Consider the following 20665-nt stretch of genomic DNA (forward strand, 5'->3'; position numbering starts at 1 on the left):
CTTGAAATACCAACACCGCCACAACAAACCAACGCAACACAGATCACACGGGACACCACCATGAACCACCCCACCATCCCGATTGCCATCGTCGGTGCCAGCCGCCAGCGCAAGCGCGAAGCCCCAAAGGGCCGCCGCGTCGACCCGCAGGCCCTCGCCGACGTCCAGGCGCTGCTCGGCAATGAATCACGCCAGCGCGACCTGCTTATCGAACACCTGCACAAGCTGCAAGACCACTTCGGTTGCCTGTCCAGCGCCCACATGGCGGCGTTGGCCCAGGAAATGCGCCTCGCGCAAACCGAGGTCTACGAGGTCGCGACCTTCTACCACCATTTCGACGTGGTGAAGGAGGGCGACGCGGCCCCGGCCGCGCTGACCGTGCGCGTCTGCGCCGGCCTGTCGTGCGAGATGGCGGGTGCGCGCGAACTGCTGGCCAAACTGCCGGACTTGCTGGGCCGCGAAGTGCGCGTGCTGGAAGCGCCCTGCATCGGCCGCTGCGAGCAGGCGCCGGCGGCGGTGGTGGGGCAGCATGCGATCCCGCACGCCAGCGTCGAGACGGTCGTGGCGGCAGCCAGCGCCGGCCGCACGACGGATGAAGTGACCGGGCACATCGGTTTCATGGATTACCGCGCGAACGGCGGCTACCAACTGCTGCGCGCCTGCGTCGCCGGCGAGCACGACGTCGACGACGTGATCAAGACATTGGAGGCTTCCGGCCTGCGCGGCCTGGGCGGCGCCGGCTTCCCGCTGGGCCGCAAGTGGCGCATCGTGCGCGCCGAAGCCGGCCCGCGCCTGATGGCAATTAACATCGACGAAGGCGAACCCGGCACCTTCAAGGACCGCGTCTACCTCGAGCGCGACCCGCACCGTTTCCTGGAAGGCGCGCTGATCGCCGCCTGGGCGGTCGGCATCGAGGCCATCTATATCTATCTGCGCGACGAATACCATGGCTGCCGCGCCATGCTCGAAGCCGAGCTCGACAAACTGCGCGCCGATCCGCCGCTGCAGGGCATGCCGCCAATTTACCTGCGCCGCGGCGCCGGCGCCTACATCTGCGGCGAAGAGTCGGCCATGATCGAATCGATCGAGGGCAAGCGCGGCATGCCGAGATTGCGTCCGCCCTACGTGGCGCAAGTCGGCCTGTTCGGGCGGCCGACGCTGGAACACAATTTCGAATCGCTGCACTGGGTGCGCGAGATATTGGAACAAAGCGTGGAACACGGCGGCGACTGGTTCGCCAGCTTTGGCCGCAACGGCCGCCACGGCCTGCGCTCGTTCTCGGTCTCGGGCCGCGTGCGCGAACCGGGCGTGAAACTCGCCCCGGCCGGCATCACGATCACGCAACTGATCGACGAATACTGCGGCGGCATGCAGGACGGCCACAGTTTTTATGCCTACCTGCCGGGCGGCGCCTCGGGCGGCATCCTGCCGGCAAGCATGGGCGACATCCCGCTCGACTTCGATACGCTGCAACCCTATGGCTGCTTCATCGGCTCGGCCGCCGTGGTCGTGCTGTCGCAGCATGACACGGCCAGCGCCGCCGCGCGCAACACGCTCGCCTTTTTCAAGGACGAATCCTGCGGCCAGTGCACGCCCTGCCGCAACGGCACCGCCAAGGCGCTCGACATCATCAAGCAGCCGGTCTGGGACGTTCCCCTGCTGGGCGAACTGTCGCAGGTGATGCGCGACGCGTCGATCTGCGGCCTCGGCCAGGCCGCGCCGAATCCGTTCGACTGCGTCATCAAGTACTTCCCGCACGAGCTGGAAAGGTAATCCATCATGAACGCAAATACGCCCACCGTCACATTCGAACTCAACGGCCACGCCGTGGCGGCGCTGCCGCACGAGACCATCATCGAGGTCGCCGCCCGCGAAGGCATCGCCATCCCGCGCCTGTGCTACAAGGAAGGCTACGAGGCCGTCGGCAACTGCCGCTCCTGCATGGTCGAAATCGCCGGCGAGCGCACGCTGGCGCCGTCCTGCTGCCGCCACCCCAGCGCCGGCATGAAGGTGACGACCGACAGCGCCCGCGCCGTCACCGCGCAAAAGATGGTGCTCGAACTGCTGCTGGCCGACATGCCCGAAGCCGAGTACACGCGCAAGAACGAAGTCGACCTCTGGGCCGAAAAACTCGGCGTCGGCAAGCCGCGCTTCCCGTCCACACGCGTACAGCCCCGGCGCGACGATTCGCACGCCGCCATCACCGTCAACCTCGACGCCTGCATCCAGTGCACACGCTGCGTGCGCGCCTGCCGCGACGAGCAGGTGAACGACGTCATCGGTCTCGCCTTCCGCGGCGAGAACGCGAAAATCGTGTTCGACCAGGACGACCCGATGGGCAATTCCACCTGCGTGGCCTGCGGCGAATGCGTGCAGGCTTGCCCGACCGGCGCCCTGATGCCGGCGCGCGAGGTGGCGCTGAACATCCCGGACAAACAGGTCGATTCGGTCTGCCCGTACTGCGGCGTCGGCTGTCAGCTGACCTACAACATCAAGGACAACAAGATCCTGTACGTCGAAGGACGCGACGGCCCGGCCAACCTGGGCCGCCTGTGCGTGAAAGGGCGCTATGGCTTCGACTATGCGCACCACCCGCATCGCCTCACGAAACCGCTGATCCGCCGCGCAGGGGTGCCGAAGACCGGCGACTTCGTCATGGACCCGGACCGGGTGCTCGACGTCTTCCGCGAAGCGAGCTGGGAAGAAGCGCTGGCGCTGGCCGGCGGCAAGCTGGCGCAGATCCGCGACGACCACGGCGGCAACGCGCTGGCCGGCTTCGGCTCGGCCAAGGGCAGCAACGAAGAAGCGTATTTGTTCCAGAAGCTGGTGCGCACCGGCTTCGGCACCAACAACGTCGACCACTGCACGCGCCTGTGCCACGCTTCCTCGGTGTCGGCGCTGCTGGAAGGGATCGGTTCCGGCGCCGTGTCGAACCCGGTGATGGACGTCACCCGCGCCGAGGTCATCGTCATCATCGGCGCCAATCCGACCGTGAACCACCCGGTGGCCGCCACCTGGATCAAGAACGCGGTGCGCACCGGCGCCAAGCTGATCGTGCTCGATCCGCGCCGCTCGGAACTGGCGCGCCACGCGCACCGCTACCTGCAGTTCAAGCCGGATACCGACGTCGCACTGCTCAACGCGATGATGCACGTGATCGTCAGCGAAAGGCTGGTGGATGAAGCCTTCATCGCCAGCCGCACAGTCGGCTACGAAGACCTGGAAAAGAACGTGGCCGAGTACAGCCCGGAAGCGATGGCGCCGATCTGCGGCATCGACGCCGACACCATCCGCTACGTGGCGCGCCTGTATGCGACCTCGAAGGGCTCGATGATCCTGTGGGGCATGGGTATTTCGCAGCACGTGCACGGCACCGACAACGCGCGCTGCCTGATCGCGCTGGCCCTGATGACGGGCCAGATCGGCCGTCCCGGCACGGGATTGCATCCGCTGCGCGGCCAGAACAACGTGCAGGGCGCCTCCGACGCCGGCCTGATCCCGATGATGCTGCCGGACTACCAGCGCGTCGACAACCAGGCCGCGCGCGAACGATTCGAAGCCGCCTGGGGCAGCAAGCTCGATCCAAAACCCGGCCTGACGGTGGTCGAGATCATGGACGCGATCGACCACGGGCAAATCCGCGGCATGTACATCATGGGCGAGAACCCGGCCATGTCCGATCCTGACGCCAATCACGCGCGCGCCGCGCTGGCGGCACTCGAACACCTGGTGGTGCAGGACATCTTCCTGACCGAGACGGCGTATCTCGCCGACGTGATCCTGCCCGCATCCGCCTTCCCGGAAAAGACCGGCACGTTTACGAATACCGACCGCCTGGTGCAGCTGGGCCGGCAGGCGATCGACCCTCCGGGCGAGGCCAAGCAGGACCTGTGGATCATCCAGCAGATCGCCAACCGCCTCGGCCTGCCGTGGAACTACGGCCACGTGTCCGAAGTGTTCGACGAGATGCGCCACACGATGGCCAGCATCGGCGGCATCACCTGGGAGCGCCTGGAACGCAACGGCGCCGTGGTCTATCCGTGCATGAACGAAGGCGACGTCGGCCAGCCGGTGGTGTTTACCGAACTGTTCCCGCGCGAAGGGGGCAGGGCGCGTTTCGTCCCGGCCGACATCATCCCGGCCGACGAGCGGCCCGACAGCGAGTACCCGATGGTGCTGATCACCGGCCGCCAGCTGGAACACTGGCACACCGGCAGCATGACCCGGCGCGCCACCGTGCTCGATGCGATCGAGCCCGATCCGGTGGCGCTCGTCCACCCGCTCGACCTGGAACGCCTGGGCATTGCGCCGGGCGCGCCGATCACGATCGCTTCGCGCCGCGGCGAGGTGGTGTTGTGGGCGCGCGCCGACGACAGCTCGCCGGTCGGCGCCATCTTCGTGCCGTTCTGTTACTACGAGGCGGCCATCAACAGGCTGACCAACGCCGCGCTCGACCCGGTCGGCAAGATCCCGGAATTCAAATATTGCGCGATCAAGGTGACGCCCGGCGGGGAGGTCGCACGGCAAAGCAGCTACGGTGGCGGCCAAATCCTGGCCGGCATGGCACAATTGGCAAGATGAACTGCCCACTTCCCTTGTCACCTCACCGCCCGCTCCTGTCCGACGCCCGCGCCCATCTCACCCACGAGGTGAGCGCGCTCGACGAACGGGGCCGCGCTTCCACGATTTCGATCCCGGCCGAACGCCCGCTGACGGTGTACGTCGACAAGCGCGAACTGGTCACGCTGATGACCCTCGGCGGCGCGCCCGAAGCGCTGACGCTGGGCTACCTGCGCAACCAGCGCCTGGTGCGGTCGATCGACGACGTGGTGTCGGTGCAGGTCGACTGGTCGGTCGATGCGGTGGCGGTCGTCACCCGCAACGGCATCGCCGACGTCGAAGAGCGCACGGCGAAAAAGGTCGTTACCACCGGCTGCGGGCAAGGGTCGGTCTTCGGCGGCTTGATGGACGAGGTGGAGACGATTTCCCTGAGCGAGACGGCGACGCTGGCCCAGTCGGTCGTCTACCGCATCGTCGACACCATTCGCACCCAGCAATCGATCTACAAACAGGCCGGCTCGGTGCACGGCTGCGCGCTGTTCTCCAACACGGGAGACTTGCTGTATTTCGTCGAGGACGTCGGCCGTCACAACGCGGTCGATGCGATCGCCGGCCTGATGTGGCTGGACGGGATCGAGGGCGCCGACAAGGTGTTCTATACGACCGGCCGCCTGACCTCGGAGATGGTCATCAAGGGTGCGCAGATGGGCATTCCCTTCCTGCTGTCGCGCTCGGGCACCACGCAGATGGGGCACATGGTGGCGCAAAAGGTCGGCATGAGCCTGCTGGCGCGCTGCAGCGGCAGGCACTTCCTGCTGCTGGCCGGGCAGGAGCGGCTCGTGTTCGAGCCGGAGCTGGCCGACGTACCGCACTATCCGCGCAGCGCCTGAGCGCCAGCCCGATGTCCCTGTTCGACGCCACGGCGCACGCCTTCGCGCTGCTGTTTTCCGGCGACGCCGCGCTCTGGCGCATCATCTGGGTGTCCGTCAAAACCAGCGTCATCGGCCTGCTGCTGGCGACGCCGCCGGCGGTGCTGCTCGGGTATGCGATCGCCATGCACCGCTTTCCGGGACGCCGCATCGCGGTCTGGCTGGCGCAGTGCGCCCTGTCGCTGCCGACGGTGCTGATCGGCCTGCTGCTCTACCTGCTGCTGTCGCGGCGCGGCCCATTGGGACCATTGGAGTGGCTGTTCTCGCAGTCGGGCATCATCGCCGGCCAGTTCGTGGTCGGCTTGCCGGTGTTGCTGGCCTTTACGCTGGCGGCGGTGCAGGCGCTCGATGCGCGCTATGCCGAGACGGCGCGCGCGCTCGGCGCCTCGCGCTGGCGCGTCATGACGACCGTGCTGCACGAGGCGCGCTACGGCGTCATGGCGGCCGTGATCAGCGGCTTCGGACGCGTGATCTCGGAAGTCGGCTGCGCGCTGATGGTGGGCGGGAACATCGAGGGCGAGACGCGCACCATCACCACCGCGATTGCGCTGGAAACGAGCAAGGGCGAATTCGCGCAGGGGATCGCGCTGGGCATCGTGCTGGTCGCGCTGGCGCTCCTGATGAACGGCGCGCTGATGCTGCTGCAGGGCGAAGCGCATACGGCCGGGGGCCGTGCATGAATAAGCTGAAAAGCGCGCTGTTAACCGTACAGGGGCTGCGCAAGCGTCACGGCGAACGCCTGCTGTTCGACATCGATACGCTGACGCTGGAAGCGGCCAGCGCCTATGTGCTCACCGGCGCCAACGGTGTCGGCAAGAGCACGCTGCTGCGCATCCTGGCTGGCCTCGACACCGCCGAGATCGGCCATGCGGTCTTTGAAGGCAAGCCGGTCGCCCTGCATCCGTATCCGCCGCTGCTGCGCCGCGCCATCGTCTACGTGCACCAGCATCCGGTCATGTTTTCCACCAGCGTCGCGCAGAACATCGGCTATGGCCTGGCGGCGCGCGGCGAACCGAAGGCGCGCGTGGCGGCGCTGGTCGCCGAGGCGATGGACTGGGCCGGCGTCGGCTACCTGCGCGAGACCGAGCCGGCGCGCCTGTCCGGCGGAGAAAAGCAGCGCGTGGCGCTGGCGCGCGCGCGCGTGCTGCAACCGCGCCTGTTGCTGCTGGACGAACCGACCGCGAACCTGGACGGCGCCGCGCGCGAGCAGGTGATCGCCCTGATCCCGACACTGGTGCAGGAGGGCAGCACGGTGGTGATGGCCTGCCACGACCGCGACCTGATCGGGCTGCCGGGCGTGCGCCGCCTGAAGCTGCGCGACGGCCGCCTCGAATACCGTCCACACAAGGAAGAAGCCGGCGACAAGCCGTGACTAGAAACGAAAAAAGCGGCCGTAGCCGCTTTTTTTCGTTTCGTCCCACTTATTTCGACAGGGCTTTACGCTTGCGCGCAACCGCGCCCGCAGCGGCCAGGGCGATGCCGAACAGGGCGATCGAACCCGGCTCCGGCACGTCGGCCAGCTTGAACTGGCCGTTCGAACCGATGAAGAAATACTCGCCCGGACGGTTGACATAGGTACCGCTGCCGCAGCCCGGACCGGTGAAGCCGGCAAATTCGCAAGCGACTTCGCTCACCATGCGGCTGGTCGGCGAGCTGATCGTATTGGCGTTGGTAAAGGCGAACGACAGGATCGACTCGCTCGACAGGTCCTTGCCGGTGCGGTTGAAGAAGTAGCCGGCGTCGAGCATGCCGGGGGCTGCCTGGGCGAAGACGCTGACCTGGCCATTGTTGGTCGGGATGCCGCTTGCGTCGACCAAGCCGCCGCCGCCCAGCACGTTGAACTCGGCGATCATCTCGCCCAGGTTGGCGCCATAGAACCCGTTCGTGCCGGCGTACTGGCCACCGGTCAGGTTATGGTACATGCGCACGGTGCCGCTGGTGAAGTTGAAGGCGCCGCCGAAACTGCCGCTGCCCATCGCTTCGAAGGTCGCCGTGATATTCCCACCTGGGTAGTTAACGGGGAACAGCTTGCCGTTACCGTCGGCCTGCGCAATATTCAAGACTGCAGTTTCCTTGAATGCAAACGAGGTGCCGCCGGTCGGCGTCAGCTGGATGAACGCGTTGCCGTTGATGTCCAGATATTCGTTGATGGTCTGGCCGCCGGCAAAACCGGTGCCGGACGGATTAAATACCCAATTGTTGAGCACCGGACTCGCGATTGCGGCACCGGTCGTGCCCAGCGCCATTGCTGCAGCGCACATAAGTTTCTTAACTAAATTCATTGTTAATCTTTCGACATGTAGTCGTCGGGAGGAGGAAACTTTTAGTAAGCAATCGCCATGCCTAGAATAAATATCCTATTAAATCAATTACTTAAAACAGACAGAAATGGATGCTGTGGATATGTGTAAAGAATTCCGACAATGCGGCGTTTCTCTGTTGCACCAGTCGTTATCGATGTGAATTTACATTAGATAAATCTGTTGAAAGTGAAGGACAGGGAGCCTCGCGCCGGCAGCAGGATCGACGCGATCTCTTCTGATGGTCGTAAACAGCCCGATAGACATTGGCATGGTGTTCAGGCGACAGTGGCGCCATGACGAACCAGTTAAATGGCGCTATTCAGATGTGAATCCATCCGGCTGCGGAGCGCTCAGTGGGACGCTTACAACTAACTCGGTGCCATGCGCATAGGCGCTCGTGATGAGGAGACTGCCGCCATGCCCGTTCACGCGTTCGTGCAGGTCGAGCAGGCCGAAACTACCCGGCTTGCGCACTGCCGCCGGGTCGAAGCCGATGCCGTTGTCGGCGATGCGCATTGCCAGCATGCCGTGCACGATGTCCAGGCGCACGTTGACGCGGCTTGCCAGCGAATGGCGCAGTATATTGTTCAGGCATTCCTGCAGCGCCCGGTATAGCGTCAGCGATGCTTCCTCATCCATGACCAGTTCGTCGATGCCGGGTTCGCCCGCCAGATCGCAGGCAATCCCGCTGGTGCGCCCAAACTTGCGCAATTCCATGTCGACCGTGGCCATCAGGCCAAGCTCCAGGCAGGACGGCCGCAGTTCACCCAGCAGCTGCTTTACCGAGCGCAGGATGGCGTCGACGTTGTCGAGCGCGGCGCCGATGCGGTCGCGCAGGCGATAGTGCCGGCGGGTCGTTTGCTGGTACAGCATGACGATGTCGATGCGCAAGGCGAGCAGGTTCTGGGCCAGCGTATCGTGGAGCTCGCGCGAGAGTCGCTTGCGCTCGTCCTCGCGGGCCGCCTGCTGGTGCGCCAGCAAGTCGTGCAGTTTTCGTTCCGATTCGCGCAACGCCGCTTCGGCCTGTTCGAAAGCAAGGATCTTTTCCACCAGCGCCTGGTTGACCAGCATCTGGTCTTGCGTCAGGCGCAGCATGGCCGCTTTCTGGGCGGCTTCATCCGACGCATGGCTGCCCGCCGGCGTGCGCTGGTCCGTCCGGCGCCGACCACGTATCTCCATCCTGTGGCTGAACGGTTCTGTGTCCATGTCGATAGCAATTGGGTTCGCTGCGAGGAATGCCCGAGTAATCGGCCGCCTGCTTGGGAAGCTAGGCAATTTCGCATCTTGCGTCAAGATCGGCGCGCAGCGGCGGAGAAGGCGTGCGCGTCAAAAGCGGGACGGGCTACCGCCTGCGTAGACCCGATACGGGTTGAAGCAGTGGCGCGTCAATGGTTCACGGGAGGCCAATGGCTCCCACCAGGTTGGCGCGTGCCTGCGATTCGAGGTGGGTTCTAAAGTGCGCGGTCTGGTAGATGCGCGCGCGTTCGAGAAAGCCGCGCAGCACCGCCTTGCGCTTCGCGGCGAACAGGGCGGCCGGCACGTGGGCGTATTCGGCGCGGATCTGGCGCTCGTATTCGGCGAAGCGTGGGAGAGGGGCGCCCAGGATGGCCAGGTCGATATCGGTCAGCACTTGCGCGTCGGGTGCGGCACTCGGCGCGTGCGCGGCGGTCGCCATGACCAGGGCCGCCACGCGTTCGCAGGAGGCCGGCGCCAGGCCGGCGCCGGCGAGCGCGCGCAGTGCCCAGCCGGCCGAACGCGCTTCATTATCGTGGGCATGCACGTCGTAGACGGCGTCGTGGAACCACAGGGCCAGTTCGATCTCGCAGGCGTGATCGCTCTGCGCGCGCATGGCGTCGAAGTGATCGAGGCATTCTTCCAGGTGCTGCAGCGTGTGGTAATGGCGCTGCGGTTCGCGCCAGGCTGCCAGCAGGGCGTCGAGCAAGCCGGCGGGTGGCGGGGAGCCGATGGCCTGCCACAGCTGCTGCCAGCGCTCTTCAACATGCTTCATGCGTCACCTCACATCAGGATGACGTCGTACTGTTCCTGGTGATACCCCTTTTCCACCTGCAGCGAGATCTTCTTGCCGATGAAATCGCCCAGCATCGCCAGGTGCTGCGATTCTTCCTCGAGGAACAAATCGACAACTTCCTGCGAGGCGAGGATGCGGAATTCGCGCGGGTTGAACTGCTTGGCTTCGCGCAGCAGTTCGCGCAGGATTTCGTAGCAGATCGTGCGCGAGGTTTTGACCTGGCCCTTGCCCGAACAGGCCGGGCAGGGCTCGCACAGGATGTGGGCGAGCGACTCGCGGGTGCGCTTCCGCGTCATTTCGACCAGGCCCAGCGCCGAGAAATTGCTGACCGAGACCTTGGTGCGGTCGCGCGCCAGCGTCTTCTTGAGTTCGGCGAGCACCTGGTTGCGGTGCTCGTTGTTTTCCATGTCGATGAAGTCGAGGATGATGATCCCGCCCAGGTTGCGCAGGCGCAGCTGGCGCGCGATCGCATGCGCCGCTTCCAGGTTGGTCTTGAAAATCGTGTCGGCGAAATTGCGACCGCCCACATAGCCGCCGGTATTCACGTCGATCGTCGTCATCGCCTCGGTCTGGTCGACGATCAGGTAGCCGCCGCTTTTCAGGTCGACGCGGCGCCCCAGCGCGCGCAGGATTTCCTCTTCCACGCCATACAGGTCGAACAGCGGCCGCTCGCCGGTGTAGTGCTGCAGGCGCGCCAGCACGCTCGGCGTGTAGATCTTGGCGAACTCGACCAGCATGGCATGGTTTTCGCGCGAGTCGACCTGGATCGTCGCCGTCTCGTCGTGCACGAAGTCGCGCAGCACGCGCTGGGCCAGGTTCAGGTCCTGGTACAAGAGGCTCGTGGCGGGACGGGTGCGCGCGCCGTTCTGGATCGCGGCCCAGGTCTTGCGCAGGTAATCGATGTCGGCGGCCAGGTCGACATCGGAGGCGTCCTCGGCCTGGGTGCGGACGATGTAGCCGCCTTTTTCGTCGCTCGGGAGCAGGGCGCCCATGCGCGTGCGCAGCAGTTCGCGGTCGGCTTCCTTTTCGATCTTTTGCGAGATGCCGATGTGGTTATCCTGCGGCAGGTACACCAGCATGCGCCCGGCAATCGAAATCTGCGTCGACAGGCGCGCGCCCTTGGTGCCGATCGGATCCTTGATCACCTGCACCGTCAGCACCTGGCCGTCGAACAGCAGCTTTTCGATCGGCGTCGGCGGCGTGTTCGAATTGTCGTGCGGGCGCGCTTCCCAGATGTCGGCCACGTGCAGGAAAGCGGCGCGCTCGAGGCCGATGTCGATGAAAGCGGACTGCATCCCCGGCAGCACGCGCACCACCTTGCCCGAATACACGTTGCCGGCCAGGCCGCGCGTCAGTGTGCGTTCGATGTGCAACTCCTGCACCGCGCCCTGCAAGACCAGCGCCACGCGCGTTTCCTGCGGAGTGATATTGATGAGGATGTCTTCGTTCATGGCACGCCGGGCACGGATATTGTTCAGAGTGCCATGATACACGCCCGGCAAGGAGGGCGGCGGGGAACTGCGGGTTTGGCAGGGGACGAAAGCGGGACGAAGCGGGACGTCAACGCGACGGCTTTAGCTTGTATCGTAAACGCGTGCATACCGCACATATAGGGTGGAGTCCTGACTCCACGCGGTACGACGCATGCTCCCCGATTGCCTCACCTGCTGCACCGCGTGGACTCAGGAGTCCACCCTACGGTTTACGCGATTTAAACAGATCGATTAAATCGGCACGCCCGCCTTGCGCAGCAGCACGGCTGTCTCGAACAAAGGAAGCCCCATGATCCCCGAATGGCTGCCCTCGATATGCTCGACGAACAGCGCCGCCAGCCCCTGGATGCCGTAGCCGCCGGCCTTGTCGTAGGGTTCGGTCGTGGCGCAGTAGGCGCGGATGGCCTGGGGCGTCAGTGTGGCGAAGCGTACGTTCGATACTTGCGTGATGTGCTCGGCCATGTCGACGAAGTGGACCGCAACCGTGGTCAGCACCTGGTGCGTGCGGCCGGACAGGCGTTCGAGCATGGCAGCGGCTTCAAGCGGATCAGCGGGCTTGCCGAGGATCTCGTCGTCGACGGTGACGGTGGTGTCGGCCGTGAGTACCGGACGCAGCGGCTGGCGGCGCTGCTGCAATACTTTCCAGGCAAACGCGCCTTTTTCGAGCGCGACGCGCACCACGTAGTCGTGCGCCGGTTCGCCCGGCCGCACGTCTTCGCTGACGTCGACGCCGCGCGCCGGGTCGCTGCGCAGCATCAGCAGGTCGAAGTCCACGCCGACCTGGCGCAGCAATTCGCGCCGCCGCGGCGATTTCGAGGCGAGGTAGATTTTCTTGTCGAGGACTTTCATGGCAGACCTGGTCAGACGCGGTGGTACGGATGGTTCTGGGTGATGGACCAGGCCCGGTACAGCTGTTCGGCCAGCATCACGCGCACGACGCCGTGCGGCAGCGTCATGCTGGAAATACGGATCAGGCCCTCGGCGCGCGCCTTGAGTTCCGGATCGAGGCCGTCGGCCCCGCCGATCAGGAAGGCGGTATCGCGGCCATCCTGCAGCCAGCCCAGCAATTGCTGGGACAGGCCGACACTGGTCAAATCCTTGCCGCGCTCGTCGAGCGCGATGATGCGCACGCCTTTCGGCAATGCGGCTTCGATGCGCTCGCGTTCGAGCGCCATCGCGGTGGCGGCCGTCTTGCTGCCGGAACGTTCGACCGGCTTGATTTCCTTGAGCACGATGCGCAGCTCGGGCGGCATGCGCTTCGTGTATTCGGAAAAGCCGGTTTCGATCCAGGCCGGCATTTTATGGCCGACCGCGGCGATGATGAGTTGCATTGAAACTTACGTAAAATTACTCGGCGGCCTTTTTGGTGACGCGCTTGATGACTTTTTTCACGGGTGCTGCATCGGCCGCAACGGCAGGCGCTGCGACTTTGCGCTTTGGCGGCTTGGCCTTGGTCGCTTCGACGGCGGCGATCTCGGTCCGGCTCGGCGCGACCGTGATGGTCTTGCCGACGGCTTTCGATACTGCTTTGGCGGCTGGTTTCTTCGCCGGCGCCTTGGTGGCGGAGGTCTTCAGGGTTGTGGCGCGCTTGGCCGCAGGCTTGCGCTCGTTGACCGGCTTGACTTCCGGTGCGTCCTGGTTGGCGGCCAGGTGCTTCGATTTCACTTTCGGCTCGGCAGCCTCAAGCGCTTCGGCGGTCGACTTGCGCTTGGCGGCGCCCAGCTTCACCGGCTTCTCGCCCCAGATTTCCTCAAGGCGGTAGTACTGGCGGATGGCCGGCTGCATGATGTGGACGATCATGTCGCCCAGGTCGACCAGCACCCATTCGCCGGTATCTTCACCTTCCATGCCGATGATGTCGCCGCCGGCTTCCTTGACCTTGTCGCGCACCGAGGCGGCCAGCGCCTTGGTCTGGCGGTTCGAGGTACCCGAGACGACCGCAATCCGGTCGAACAGGCTGGTCAGCCCAGTCGTATCGAACAGCATGATCTCCTGGCCCTTGACGTCTTCGAGGGCGTCCACGACGACCGTTTGCAGTTTTTTGATATCCATTAGTTCTTGTATAAATGATGTTGTTGAATATAGTCTAGCACTACCGGCGGGACGAGCGAGTTCACGTTCGCCTTGGCGGCCGTACCTGAATCGTCTTCCCCACGCAGCAGGGCGCGCACCTGGGTGGCCGAGATATCGACCGCCAGCGTGTGCGCCAGGCACACCAGGCCGGCAGGCGTGGTGCGCACTTGTTCTGGTGGCGCTACACGCGGCGCCAGTTCGCGCGCCACCGCGTGCGGCAGCGCATCCTGTTCCAGCGTATACCCCGGCCGCGCCGCGACCGCGATGTTGGCCAGTTCGAACAGCTGTTGCCAGTCGCGCCAGCTGTCCAGGTTCTGCAACTGGTCCGCCCCCATCAGGAAGACGATCGAGGCATCCGGCCCGAGTTCGGCGCGCAGGCCGCGCAGCGTTTCGACCGTATAGGTCGAGGTGCCGCGTTCGATTTCGCGCCGGTCGATGACGACCGGCAAACCACTATCGCGGAAGGCCAGTTCCAGCATCGCCACGCGCTGTTCGTCGCTCGCCTGCAGCGACGATTTCTGCCATGGTTTCGCCGGCAGCACGTGCAACGCAGTCGGCTGCAATAACTCGCAGAACAGCCGCGCCAGTGCGACGTGGCCGTGGTGGACGGGATCGAAACTGCCGCCGAGCAGGGCGATGCAGGTGGTCAAGCCTGTGCTCACTGAGAGAGCCAGTCCCGGTGCGGCAGGAAGTCGGAATATAGCGCCGCTTCCGCGCTGCCCGGTTCCGGATGCCAGTCGTAGCGCCATTTCACGATCGGCGGCAGCGACATCAGGATCGCCTCGGTGCGTCCGCCCGACTGCAGGCCGAAGTGGGTACCGCGGTCCCAGACGAGATTGAACTCGACGTAGCGGCCACGCCGGTAAGCCTGGAAATCGCGCTCGCGTTCGCCGTACGGCGTGTCCTTGCGCGCTTTCAAGATTGGCAGGTAGGCGTCGAGGAAACCGTCGCCGACCTTGCGTACCAGCGCAAAGGCGTCGTCGAAGGGCAGCTCGTTGAAGTCATCGAAAAAGATGCCGCCGACGCCGCGCGCTTCCTTGCGGTGCTTGATATAAAAATACTCGTCGCACCACTTCTTGAAACGCGGATGCAGGTCGGCGCCGAAAGGCGCCAGCGCGTCGTGGCAGACCTGGTGGAAGTGGCGCGCGTCGTCGGCGTTGCCGTAATACGGCGTCAAGTCCATGCCGCCGCCGAACCACCAGACCGGCTCCTGGCCTTCCGCCGTCGCTTCGAAGAAGCGCACGTTCATGTGCACCGTCGGCGCGTATGGGTTACGCGGATGCAACACCAGCGACACGCCCATCGCTTCCCAGGCGCGCCCCGCCAGTTCCGGCCGGGCCGCCGCCGCCGAGGGCGGCAAGCTGGCGCCGGTCACGTGCGAAAAATTCACGCCGCCGCGTTCCAGCACATTGCCTTCCTCGATCAGGCGCGAGATGCCGCCGCCGCCCTCGGGCCGTTCCCAGCTATCGCGCAGGAAGGGCTTGCCGTCGACCGCTTCCAGTCCCGCGACGATGCTTACCTGCAGGTCGAGCAGCCAGGCTTTGATGGCGGAAGGGGAAGGTGTGGACATGTAGGGCGGAGCGTGAAGGAAAAATAAGAGGGGGATTGTACACTGCGCCGGTGCTAATGAGGCGGCGTTTGATCGAATGGAGTAAACGCGTGGAGTCAGGACTCCACCCTACGATCATTGGTTCACGTAGGGTGGAGTCCCGACTCCACGGCAGTACAACGTTTCAGCAATCGAAACGCTTATTTGATCCCGCGCCACCCGATATCGCGCCGGAACTGGGCGCCGTCGAAGCGGATTTTTTCCACGCCTTCATACGCCTGCTTCTGCGCCATTTTCACACTGTCGCCGAGGCCGACCACGCAGAGAACGCGTCCGCCATTCGATTGCAGCTTGCCGTCCACGATCGTGGTGCCGGCATGGAAGGTCACGCATTCCGGCGTCTCGGCGGCGATACCCTCGATGACGTCGCCCTTGCGCGGGCTGTCCGGGTAACCGGCGGCGGCCATCACCACGCCCACCGCCGTGCGCCGGTCCCATTCGAGGTCGACCGTGTCGAGGGTGCCGTTGCAGGCGTGTTCCAGCACCGTCAGGTAGTCGCTTTTCAGGCGCGCCATGATCGGCTGGGTTTCCGGGTCACCCATGCGGCAATTGAATTCCAGCGTGCGCGGATTGCCCTCGCTGTCGATCATCAGGCCGGCGTAGAGGAAGCCGGTGAAGACGATGCCGTCCTTGGCCATGCCCTGGATGGTCGGGTTGATGATCTCGCGCATCACGCGCGCATGCATCGCCGGAGTCACGATCGGCGCCGGGGAATAGGCACCCATGCCGCCGGTGTTCGGGCCCTGGTCGTGGTCTTGCAGGCGCTTGTGGTCTTGCGAGGTGGCCATCGGCAGGATGTGCTTGCCGTCGCACATGACGATGAAACTCGCTTCCTCTCCCGCCAGGAATTCCTCGATCACGATGCGTGCGCCGGCGTCGCCAAAGGCGTTATCGGACAGCATGTGGTCGACCGCGGCATGCGCTTCTTCGAGCGACATCGCAACGACGACACCCTTGCCGGCGGCGAGGCCGTCGGCCTTGATGACGATCGGCGCGCCGTTGGCGTCGACATAGGCGTGCGCCTGGGCGGCATCGGAAAAGCTCTGGTACTTCGCGGTCGGGATGCCGTGGCGCTGCATGAAGGCCTTGGCGAAGTCCTTGGAACTTTCCAGCTGCGCCGCTTCGCGCGTGGGCCCGAATATTTTCAGGCCACGCGAACGGAACAGGTTGACGATGCCGGCCGCCAGCGGCGCTTCCGGGCCGACCAGGGTCAGCGCGACGTGTTCGGCCACGACGAAGTCGGCCAAAGCAGCCGGGTCCGTGATGTCGACGTTCACCAGGCGCGGATCGCGCGCGGTGCCGCCATTGCCGGGCGCGACGTACACCATCTGTACGCGTTCGGATTGGGCCAGTTTCCAGGCCAGGGCGTGTTCGCGGCCGCCAGAGCCGACTACCAGGATCTTCATAGTGGGCTTATTCGTCGCTGATGACGGCGTTGGTATAGATTTCCTGCACGTCGTCGAGGTTTTCCAGCGCGTCGAGCAGCTTTTGCATCTTGATCGCGTCCTCGCCGGTGAATTCGGTTTCGGTGGCAGGTTTCATGATGACTTCGGCCACTTCGGCCTTGAAGCCGGCCTTTTCGAGGGCGTCCTTGACGTTCGAGAAGGCAAACGGATCGCACAGCACTTCGAAGCCGCCTTCCTCGTCCTGCACCACGTCTTCGGCGCCGGCTTCGAGGGCCGCTTCCATCAGCTTGTCCTCGTCGACGCCGGGCGCGAACAGGAACTGGCCGGTGTGCTTGAACATGAAGGCCACCGAACCCTCGGTGCCCATGTTGCCGCCGAACTTGCTGAAGGCATGGCGCACTTCGGCCACGGTGCGCACGCGGTTGTCGGTCATGCAGTCGACGATGATCGCCGCGCCGCCGATGCCGTAGCCTTCGTAGCGAATTTCCTCGTAGTTCACGCCTTCCAGGCTGCCCGAGCCGCGCTGGATCGCACGGGTGACGTTATCCTTCGGCATGTTGGCGTCGGCCGCCTTGTCGACGGCCAGGCGCAGGCGCGGGTTGGCGTCGATGTCGCCGCCGCCCATGCGCGCGGCGACCGTGATTTCCTTGATCAGGCGGGTCCAGATCTTGCCGCGCTTGGCGTCAGTCGCGGCCTTTTTGTGTTTGATGTTGGCCCATTTGCTGTGTCCAGCCATGTCGAGAATTCCTTAGACGGTATGCAAGAATGGCCGTCATTCTAGCATGGGCACCGTCTGCAAAAAACGACATCGGCTTATGGAAACAACAACAAGGTTCCCCATCCGAGAAGCCCCAGGCCACCCACGCAAGCCACCACGGCGCCACCCGGCACCAGCTTTTCCAGCATCACCAGCCCCGCCAGGCCCAGCAGCGCACCCAGGTTGGTGACCCCGGCCGCGAACAGCAACAGCATCAGCAGCCACCAGCAGCCCACGCAGTACAGGCCGTGCGTGCAACCCATGCGCAGGGCGCCCGCCAGGCCCGGGCGCCAGCTGGTGACCACGAACGACAGCGGCGCCCGGCAATGGCGCAGGCAGGCGTGCTTGGCCGGTGTCCACTGGTAGATCCCGGCCGCCACCAGCAGCAAGCCGCACCCCGCGCCATTGACGATGGCCATGCCGGTATCGAGCAGGCCGGCATCGTGCAGCGCCCACTGCGCCAGCGTGGCGCAGGCGCCGAAGCCGATCCAGGCCGCCAGGTAGCCGAGAATGAACGCCAGCGTCCCGAGATTCGGGAAGCGTACCGCGCGCGCCAGCCGGTTAATGTGGGCGAACAGCAGGATTACTGGCGTCGCCGCCGGCAGCGTGATGGCCGAGAGGACCGCGCCCCACATCGCCAGCACCAGCCCCAGTTCGGACGCGCGATAGGGCGGCGTCGCCAGCACCGTACCCGGCGGCGGCGGATCGAGCGTGGCGATGCGCAAGGCGCGAAACACCAGGCAGGCCCAGCAGATTGCCACCAGCAGCGCCAGGCAGGCAATGACGAAGGGCCGCTCGCGGCCGGGCTGGGTGTCGACACGGATCAGGGAAGTCATCCGGGTGCTCCCGTGCTGTGCGGCCAGGGCGGCGAATGCGCCGGCGGCCGCTTCATTCTCCAAACCATGTTCCAGTTCGGCATTGTGCTCTCTCATTGAAGGTGGTGGCCGAGGTTGGACTGCGCGGGCGGCCTTGCGTTCCGCGGTGCTGCCGAGCTCGATTTTGTGCTTGGCCGTACAATCGTCGGATGACCCCGCCCGAACCCGCCGCGACTGCAACCTCCATGCCACGCCCGGCTTTCCTTGCCGGCCTGGCCATCGCCATCGGTGGCGCCGTTTTGTTTTCCACGAAAGCCATCGTCGCCAAACTGCTGTACCGATACCACATCGATGCGATTACCTTGATCGCGTTCAGGATGCTGTTCTCGCTTCCGGTGTTTGCCGCCGTCGCCTTCTGGAAGATGCGTACCGAGGCGCCGCTCAGCCCGGCGGACCGCTGGCGCATCGCCGGACTCGGCCTGATCGGCTATTACCTGTCGAGCACGCTCGATTTCCTGGGCTTGCAGTACATTTCCGTCGGGCTCGAGCGGCTGATCCTGTTCCTGACGCCGACTTTCGTGCTGGCGATCACCGCCATCTTTTTCAAGCGCCGCATCGGCCCCTTCGAGTGGGGCGCGCTGGCGCTGTCGTACTGCGGCATCGTGCTGGTCTTCCTGCACGACCTGGCCGGTGGGGATGCCGGCAACACGGTGCTGGGCGCGCTGTTCGTGACCGGCTCGGCCGTCACCTACGCCGTGTACTTGCTCGGCACCGGCGAGATGGTGCGCCGCGTCGGCTCGCTGCGCCTGGTGGCGTATGCGATGTGTGTATCGGGCGTGGCCTGCGTCATCCAGTTCCTCGTCCTGCGGCCGGTGGCGCTGCTGGTACAGCCGCCGGCGGTGTACGGGCTCTCGCTCGTCAACGCCGTTTTCTGTACCATCTTCCCGGTATTCATGACCATGGCGGCGGTAGGGCGCATCGGCGCGGCCACCGCTTCCCAGGCCGGCATGATCGGCCCGGTGTCGACGCTGTTCCTGGGCTACTTGGTGTTGGGCGAGCCGCTGACCGCGGTGCAGTTGGGTGGCACCGGCCTGGTGCTGGCGGGCATTACCTTGCTGTCCTTGAAAAAATAAAGAGGGGAGAAAATGAAACCACGCATCGCGCTGATCGCGCACGACAAGAAGAAGGACGACATGATCGTGCTCGCGGGCGCCTACCGCGACTTCCTGGCCGGCTGCGCGCTGGTCGCCACCGGCACCACCGGATCGCGCCTGATCGCCGAACTCGGCCTGGCGGTCGAGTGCAAGCATTCCGGTCCGTTCGGCGGCGACCTGCAGATCGGCGCCGAGCTCGTCATCGGCAACATCGACGCCGTGATTTTCCTGCGCGACCCGATGACGCCGCAGCCGCACGAACCCGATATCAACGCGCTGGTACGCGCTTGCGACGTCCACAACGTCGCCTGCGCCACCAACGTATCCACGGCTCACCTGGTGCTGAGCCAGCTCATGACAATCAACGACAAGGAGATCGCAGCATGATGGCCAAGGCAATACGCATGACCCGCACCGGCGGGCCGGAAGTACTCGAGTACGTCGACGTCGAGGTAGGGGAGCCCGGACCGGGCGAGGCGCGCGTGCGCCAGCATGCGATCGGCCTGAATTTTATTGACGTCTATTTCCGTACCGGGCTGTACCCGATGCCGCTGCCCTCAGGCCTGGGCCAGGAAGGCGCGGGCGTGGTCGAGGCGGTGGGCGAGGGCGTGACCCACGTCCAGCCAGGCGACCGCGTCGCCTATGCCGGGCGCCCGAACGGCGCCTACAGTGCATTGCGCACGATGCCGGCCGATATCCTGGTGCGCCTGCCGGACGCGATCGATTTCGAAACGGCCGCGGCCATGATGCTGCAGGGCTTGACGGTGCAATACCTGTTCAACGGCACTTACCAGATCAAGCCGGGCCAGACCATCCTGTTCCATGCGGCCGCCGGCGGCGTTGGCCTGATTGCCTGCCAGTGGGCGCGTGCGATGGGCGTGAACCTGATCGGCACTGTCGGGTCCAAGGAAAAGGCGGCGCTGGCACAAGCGGCCGGCGCTGCCCATGTGATCAACTACAACGAGGAAGACATCGTGGCGCGCGTGCTCGAGATCACGGATGGCGCGAAGGTGCCGGTCGTCTACGACTCGGTCGGCAAGGACACCTTTATCCGCTCGCTCGACTGCCTGCAGCCGCGCGGGCTGATGGTCAGCTTCGGCAACGCGTCGGGGCCGGTGCCGCCGTTCTCGATGAACGAACTGGCGTCGCGCAATTCGCTGTACCTCACCCGGCCCTCGCTGGGCGCCTATGTCGCCACCCGCGACGCGCTGGAAGAACGCGCGGCCGACCTGTTCGCGATGGTCGAGAGCGGCAAAGTGAAGATCGACATCCACCAGCGCTTCGCGCTGGCCGAGGCCGCGAAGGCCCACATCGCGCTCGAAGCGCGCCGGACCACCGGTTCAACGATCCTGCTGCCATGAGGGAGTTCAGCGACGATAACGAGCCGCAGGAGCCGGACACGGTCGGCGCGCCGAAGTTCGGGCGTTTGCTGATCGTGCTGCTGCTGGCGGTGCTGTTGATTATCGTGATCACCTTCGCTTCGGAGGCGTATTTCACGTAATTGTTGACCATGGCGTACCGTAGGGGGGCTCCCCGA

At 65.1% G+C, this 20665-nt stretch carries 21 protein-coding genes; 9 read left to right on the plus strand and 12 right to left on the minus strand.

The genetic code is table 11. The features are described from left to right. Positions 1-60 precede the first annotated feature (60 nt). Genes IFT60_RS01910 through IFT60_RS01930 form a run of 5 tightly spaced genes read left to right on the plus strand, consistent with a single transcriptional unit; the run spans position 61 to position 6861 of the window. Positions 61-1773, plus strand: coding sequence for an NAD(P)H-dependent oxidoreductase subunit E (locus tag IFT60_RS01910; RefSeq protein WP_192048908.1), 1713 nt, complete (start codon positions 61-63; stop codon positions 1771-1773). A gap of 6 nt (positions 1774-1779) precedes the next feature. Next, the gene (fdhF, locus tag IFT60_RS01915) at positions 1780-4581 is read left to right on the plus strand and encodes a formate dehydrogenase subunit alpha (RefSeq protein ID WP_192048910.1); all 2802 of its coding nucleotides are present in this window, start codon (positions 1780-1782) and stop codon (positions 4579-4581) included. Then, positions 4578-5450, plus strand: coding sequence for a formate dehydrogenase accessory sulfurtransferase FdhD (locus IFT60_RS01920; RefSeq protein ID WP_192048912.1), 873 nt, complete (start codon positions 4578-4580; stop codon positions 5448-5450). The genes fdhF and IFT60_RS01920 overlap by 4 nt, the downstream gene beginning before the upstream one ends. Before the next feature lie 11 nt (positions 5451-5461). Further along, the gene (locus tag IFT60_RS01925) at positions 5462-6169 is read left to right on the plus strand and encodes an ABC transporter permease (protein WP_192048914.1); all 708 of its coding nucleotides are present in this window, start codon (positions 5462-5464) and stop codon (positions 6167-6169) included. Continuing rightward, positions 6166-6861, plus strand: a complete 696-nt coding sequence (locus tag IFT60_RS01930; protein WP_192048916.1) for an ABC transporter ATP-binding protein — start codon at positions 6166-6168, stop codon at positions 6859-6861. Before IFT60_RS01925 ends, IFT60_RS01930 begins: the two co-directional genes overlap by 4 nt. A gap of 49 nt (positions 6862-6910) precedes the next feature. Here the strand turns inward: IFT60_RS01930 and pepA are convergent, their stop codons facing one another. From pepA to IFT60_RS01990, 12 genes are all read right to left on the minus strand, one after another. Next, complete coding sequence (gene pepA / locus IFT60_RS01935) at positions 6911-7750, minus strand: flocculation-associated PEP-CTERM protein PepA (protein WP_192048918.1); 840 nt, start codon at positions 7748-7750, stop codon at positions 6911-6913. A gap of 357 nt (positions 7751-8107) precedes the next feature. Continuing rightward, positions 8108-8998: a sensor histidine kinase gene (locus tag IFT60_RS01940; RefSeq protein WP_192048920.1), complete on the minus strand. Its 891-nt coding sequence runs from the start codon at positions 8996-8998 to the stop codon at positions 8108-8110. A 187-nt stretch (positions 8999-9185) separates the two neighbouring features. Continuing rightward, positions 9186-9800 (minus strand): HD domain-containing protein, encoded by a 615-nt coding sequence (locus tag IFT60_RS01945; RefSeq protein WP_192048922.1) that lies wholly within the window; start codon positions 9798-9800, stop codon positions 9186-9188. 8 nt (positions 9801-9808) lie between these two features. Further along, positions 9809-11272, minus strand: coding sequence for a ribonuclease G (gene rng, locus IFT60_RS01950; protein WP_192048924.1), 1464 nt, complete (start codon positions 11270-11272; stop codon positions 9809-9811). Positions 11273-11545: 273 nt separating this feature from the next. After that, the gene (locus tag IFT60_RS01955) at positions 11546-12163 is read right to left on the minus strand and encodes a Maf family protein (protein WP_192048926.1); all 618 of its coding nucleotides are present in this window, start codon (positions 12161-12163) and stop codon (positions 11546-11548) included. A gap of 11 nt (positions 12164-12174) precedes the next feature. Then, positions 12175-12645, minus strand: coding sequence for a 23S rRNA (pseudouridine(1915)-N(3))-methyltransferase RlmH (gene rlmH / locus IFT60_RS01960; RefSeq protein ID WP_056341400.1), 471 nt, complete (start codon positions 12643-12645; stop codon positions 12175-12177). A gap of 16 nt (positions 12646-12661) precedes the next feature. After that, positions 12662-13366, minus strand: coding sequence for a ribosome silencing factor (rsfS, locus tag IFT60_RS01965; RefSeq protein WP_192048928.1), 705 nt, complete (start codon positions 13364-13366; stop codon positions 12662-12664). Next, the gene (locus IFT60_RS01970; protein ID WP_374000678.1) at positions 13366-14049 is read right to left on the minus strand and encodes a nicotinate-nucleotide adenylyltransferase; all 684 of its coding nucleotides are present in this window, start codon (positions 14047-14049) and stop codon (positions 13366-13368) included. Before IFT60_RS01970 ends, rsfS begins: the two co-directional genes overlap by 1 nt. Then, positions 14046-14957, minus strand: a complete 912-nt coding sequence (gene hemF / locus IFT60_RS01975) for an oxygen-dependent coproporphyrinogen oxidase (protein ID WP_192048930.1) — start codon at positions 14955-14957, stop codon at positions 14046-14048. Before hemF ends, IFT60_RS01970 begins: the two co-directional genes overlap by 4 nt. Before the next feature lie 179 nt (positions 14958-15136). Further along, positions 15137-16402: a phosphoribosylamine--glycine ligase gene (purD, locus tag IFT60_RS01980; RefSeq protein ID WP_192048933.1), complete on the minus strand. Its 1266-nt coding sequence runs from the start codon at positions 16400-16402 to the stop codon at positions 15137-15139. A 7-nt stretch (positions 16403-16409) separates the two neighbouring features. Beyond that, positions 16410-17138, minus strand: coding sequence for a YebC/PmpR family DNA-binding transcriptional regulator (locus IFT60_RS01985; protein ID WP_192048934.1), 729 nt, complete (start codon positions 17136-17138; stop codon positions 16410-16412). A 77-nt stretch (positions 17139-17215) separates the two neighbouring features. Further along, positions 17216-17995 carry a DUF2182 domain-containing protein gene (locus IFT60_RS01990; RefSeq protein ID WP_192048936.1) on the minus strand — a complete coding sequence of 260 codons (780 nt, stop codon included), beginning with the start codon at positions 17993-17995 and terminating at the stop codon, positions 17216-17218. 224 nt (positions 17996-18219) lie between these two features. Between IFT60_RS01990 and IFT60_RS01995 the strand changes: the two genes are divergently transcribed. Genes IFT60_RS01995 through IFT60_RS02010 form a run of 4 tightly spaced genes read left to right on the plus strand, consistent with a single transcriptional unit; the run spans position 18220 to position 20629 of the window. Then, positions 18220-19107, plus strand: a complete 888-nt coding sequence (locus IFT60_RS01995; protein WP_229510647.1) for a DMT family transporter — start codon at positions 18220-18222, stop codon at positions 19105-19107. 12 nt (positions 19108-19119) lie between these two features. After that, on the plus strand, positions 19120-19515 hold the full coding sequence (locus IFT60_RS02000; protein WP_192048941.1) for a methylglyoxal synthase: 396 nt from the start codon (positions 19120-19122) through the stop codon (positions 19513-19515). After that, a complete protein-coding gene (locus tag IFT60_RS02005; protein ID WP_192049400.1) occupies positions 19515-20489 on the plus strand; it encodes a quinone oxidoreductase family protein in 975 nt (324 codons plus the stop codon). The genes IFT60_RS02000 and IFT60_RS02005 overlap by 1 nt, the downstream gene beginning before the upstream one ends. Further along, positions 20486-20629: a hypothetical protein gene (locus IFT60_RS02010; RefSeq protein ID WP_192049446.1), complete on the plus strand. Its 144-nt coding sequence runs from the start codon at positions 20486-20488 to the stop codon at positions 20627-20629. Before IFT60_RS02005 ends, IFT60_RS02010 begins: the two co-directional genes overlap by 4 nt. The last annotated feature ends 36 nt before the right edge of the window (positions 20630-20665 follow it).

Origin of the sequence: Massilia sp. CFBP 13721 (assembly GCF_014842025.1) — a bacterium.
In the GTDB taxonomy this organism is placed as follows: domain Bacteria; phylum Pseudomonadota; class Gammaproteobacteria; order Burkholderiales; family Burkholderiaceae_D; genus Telluria.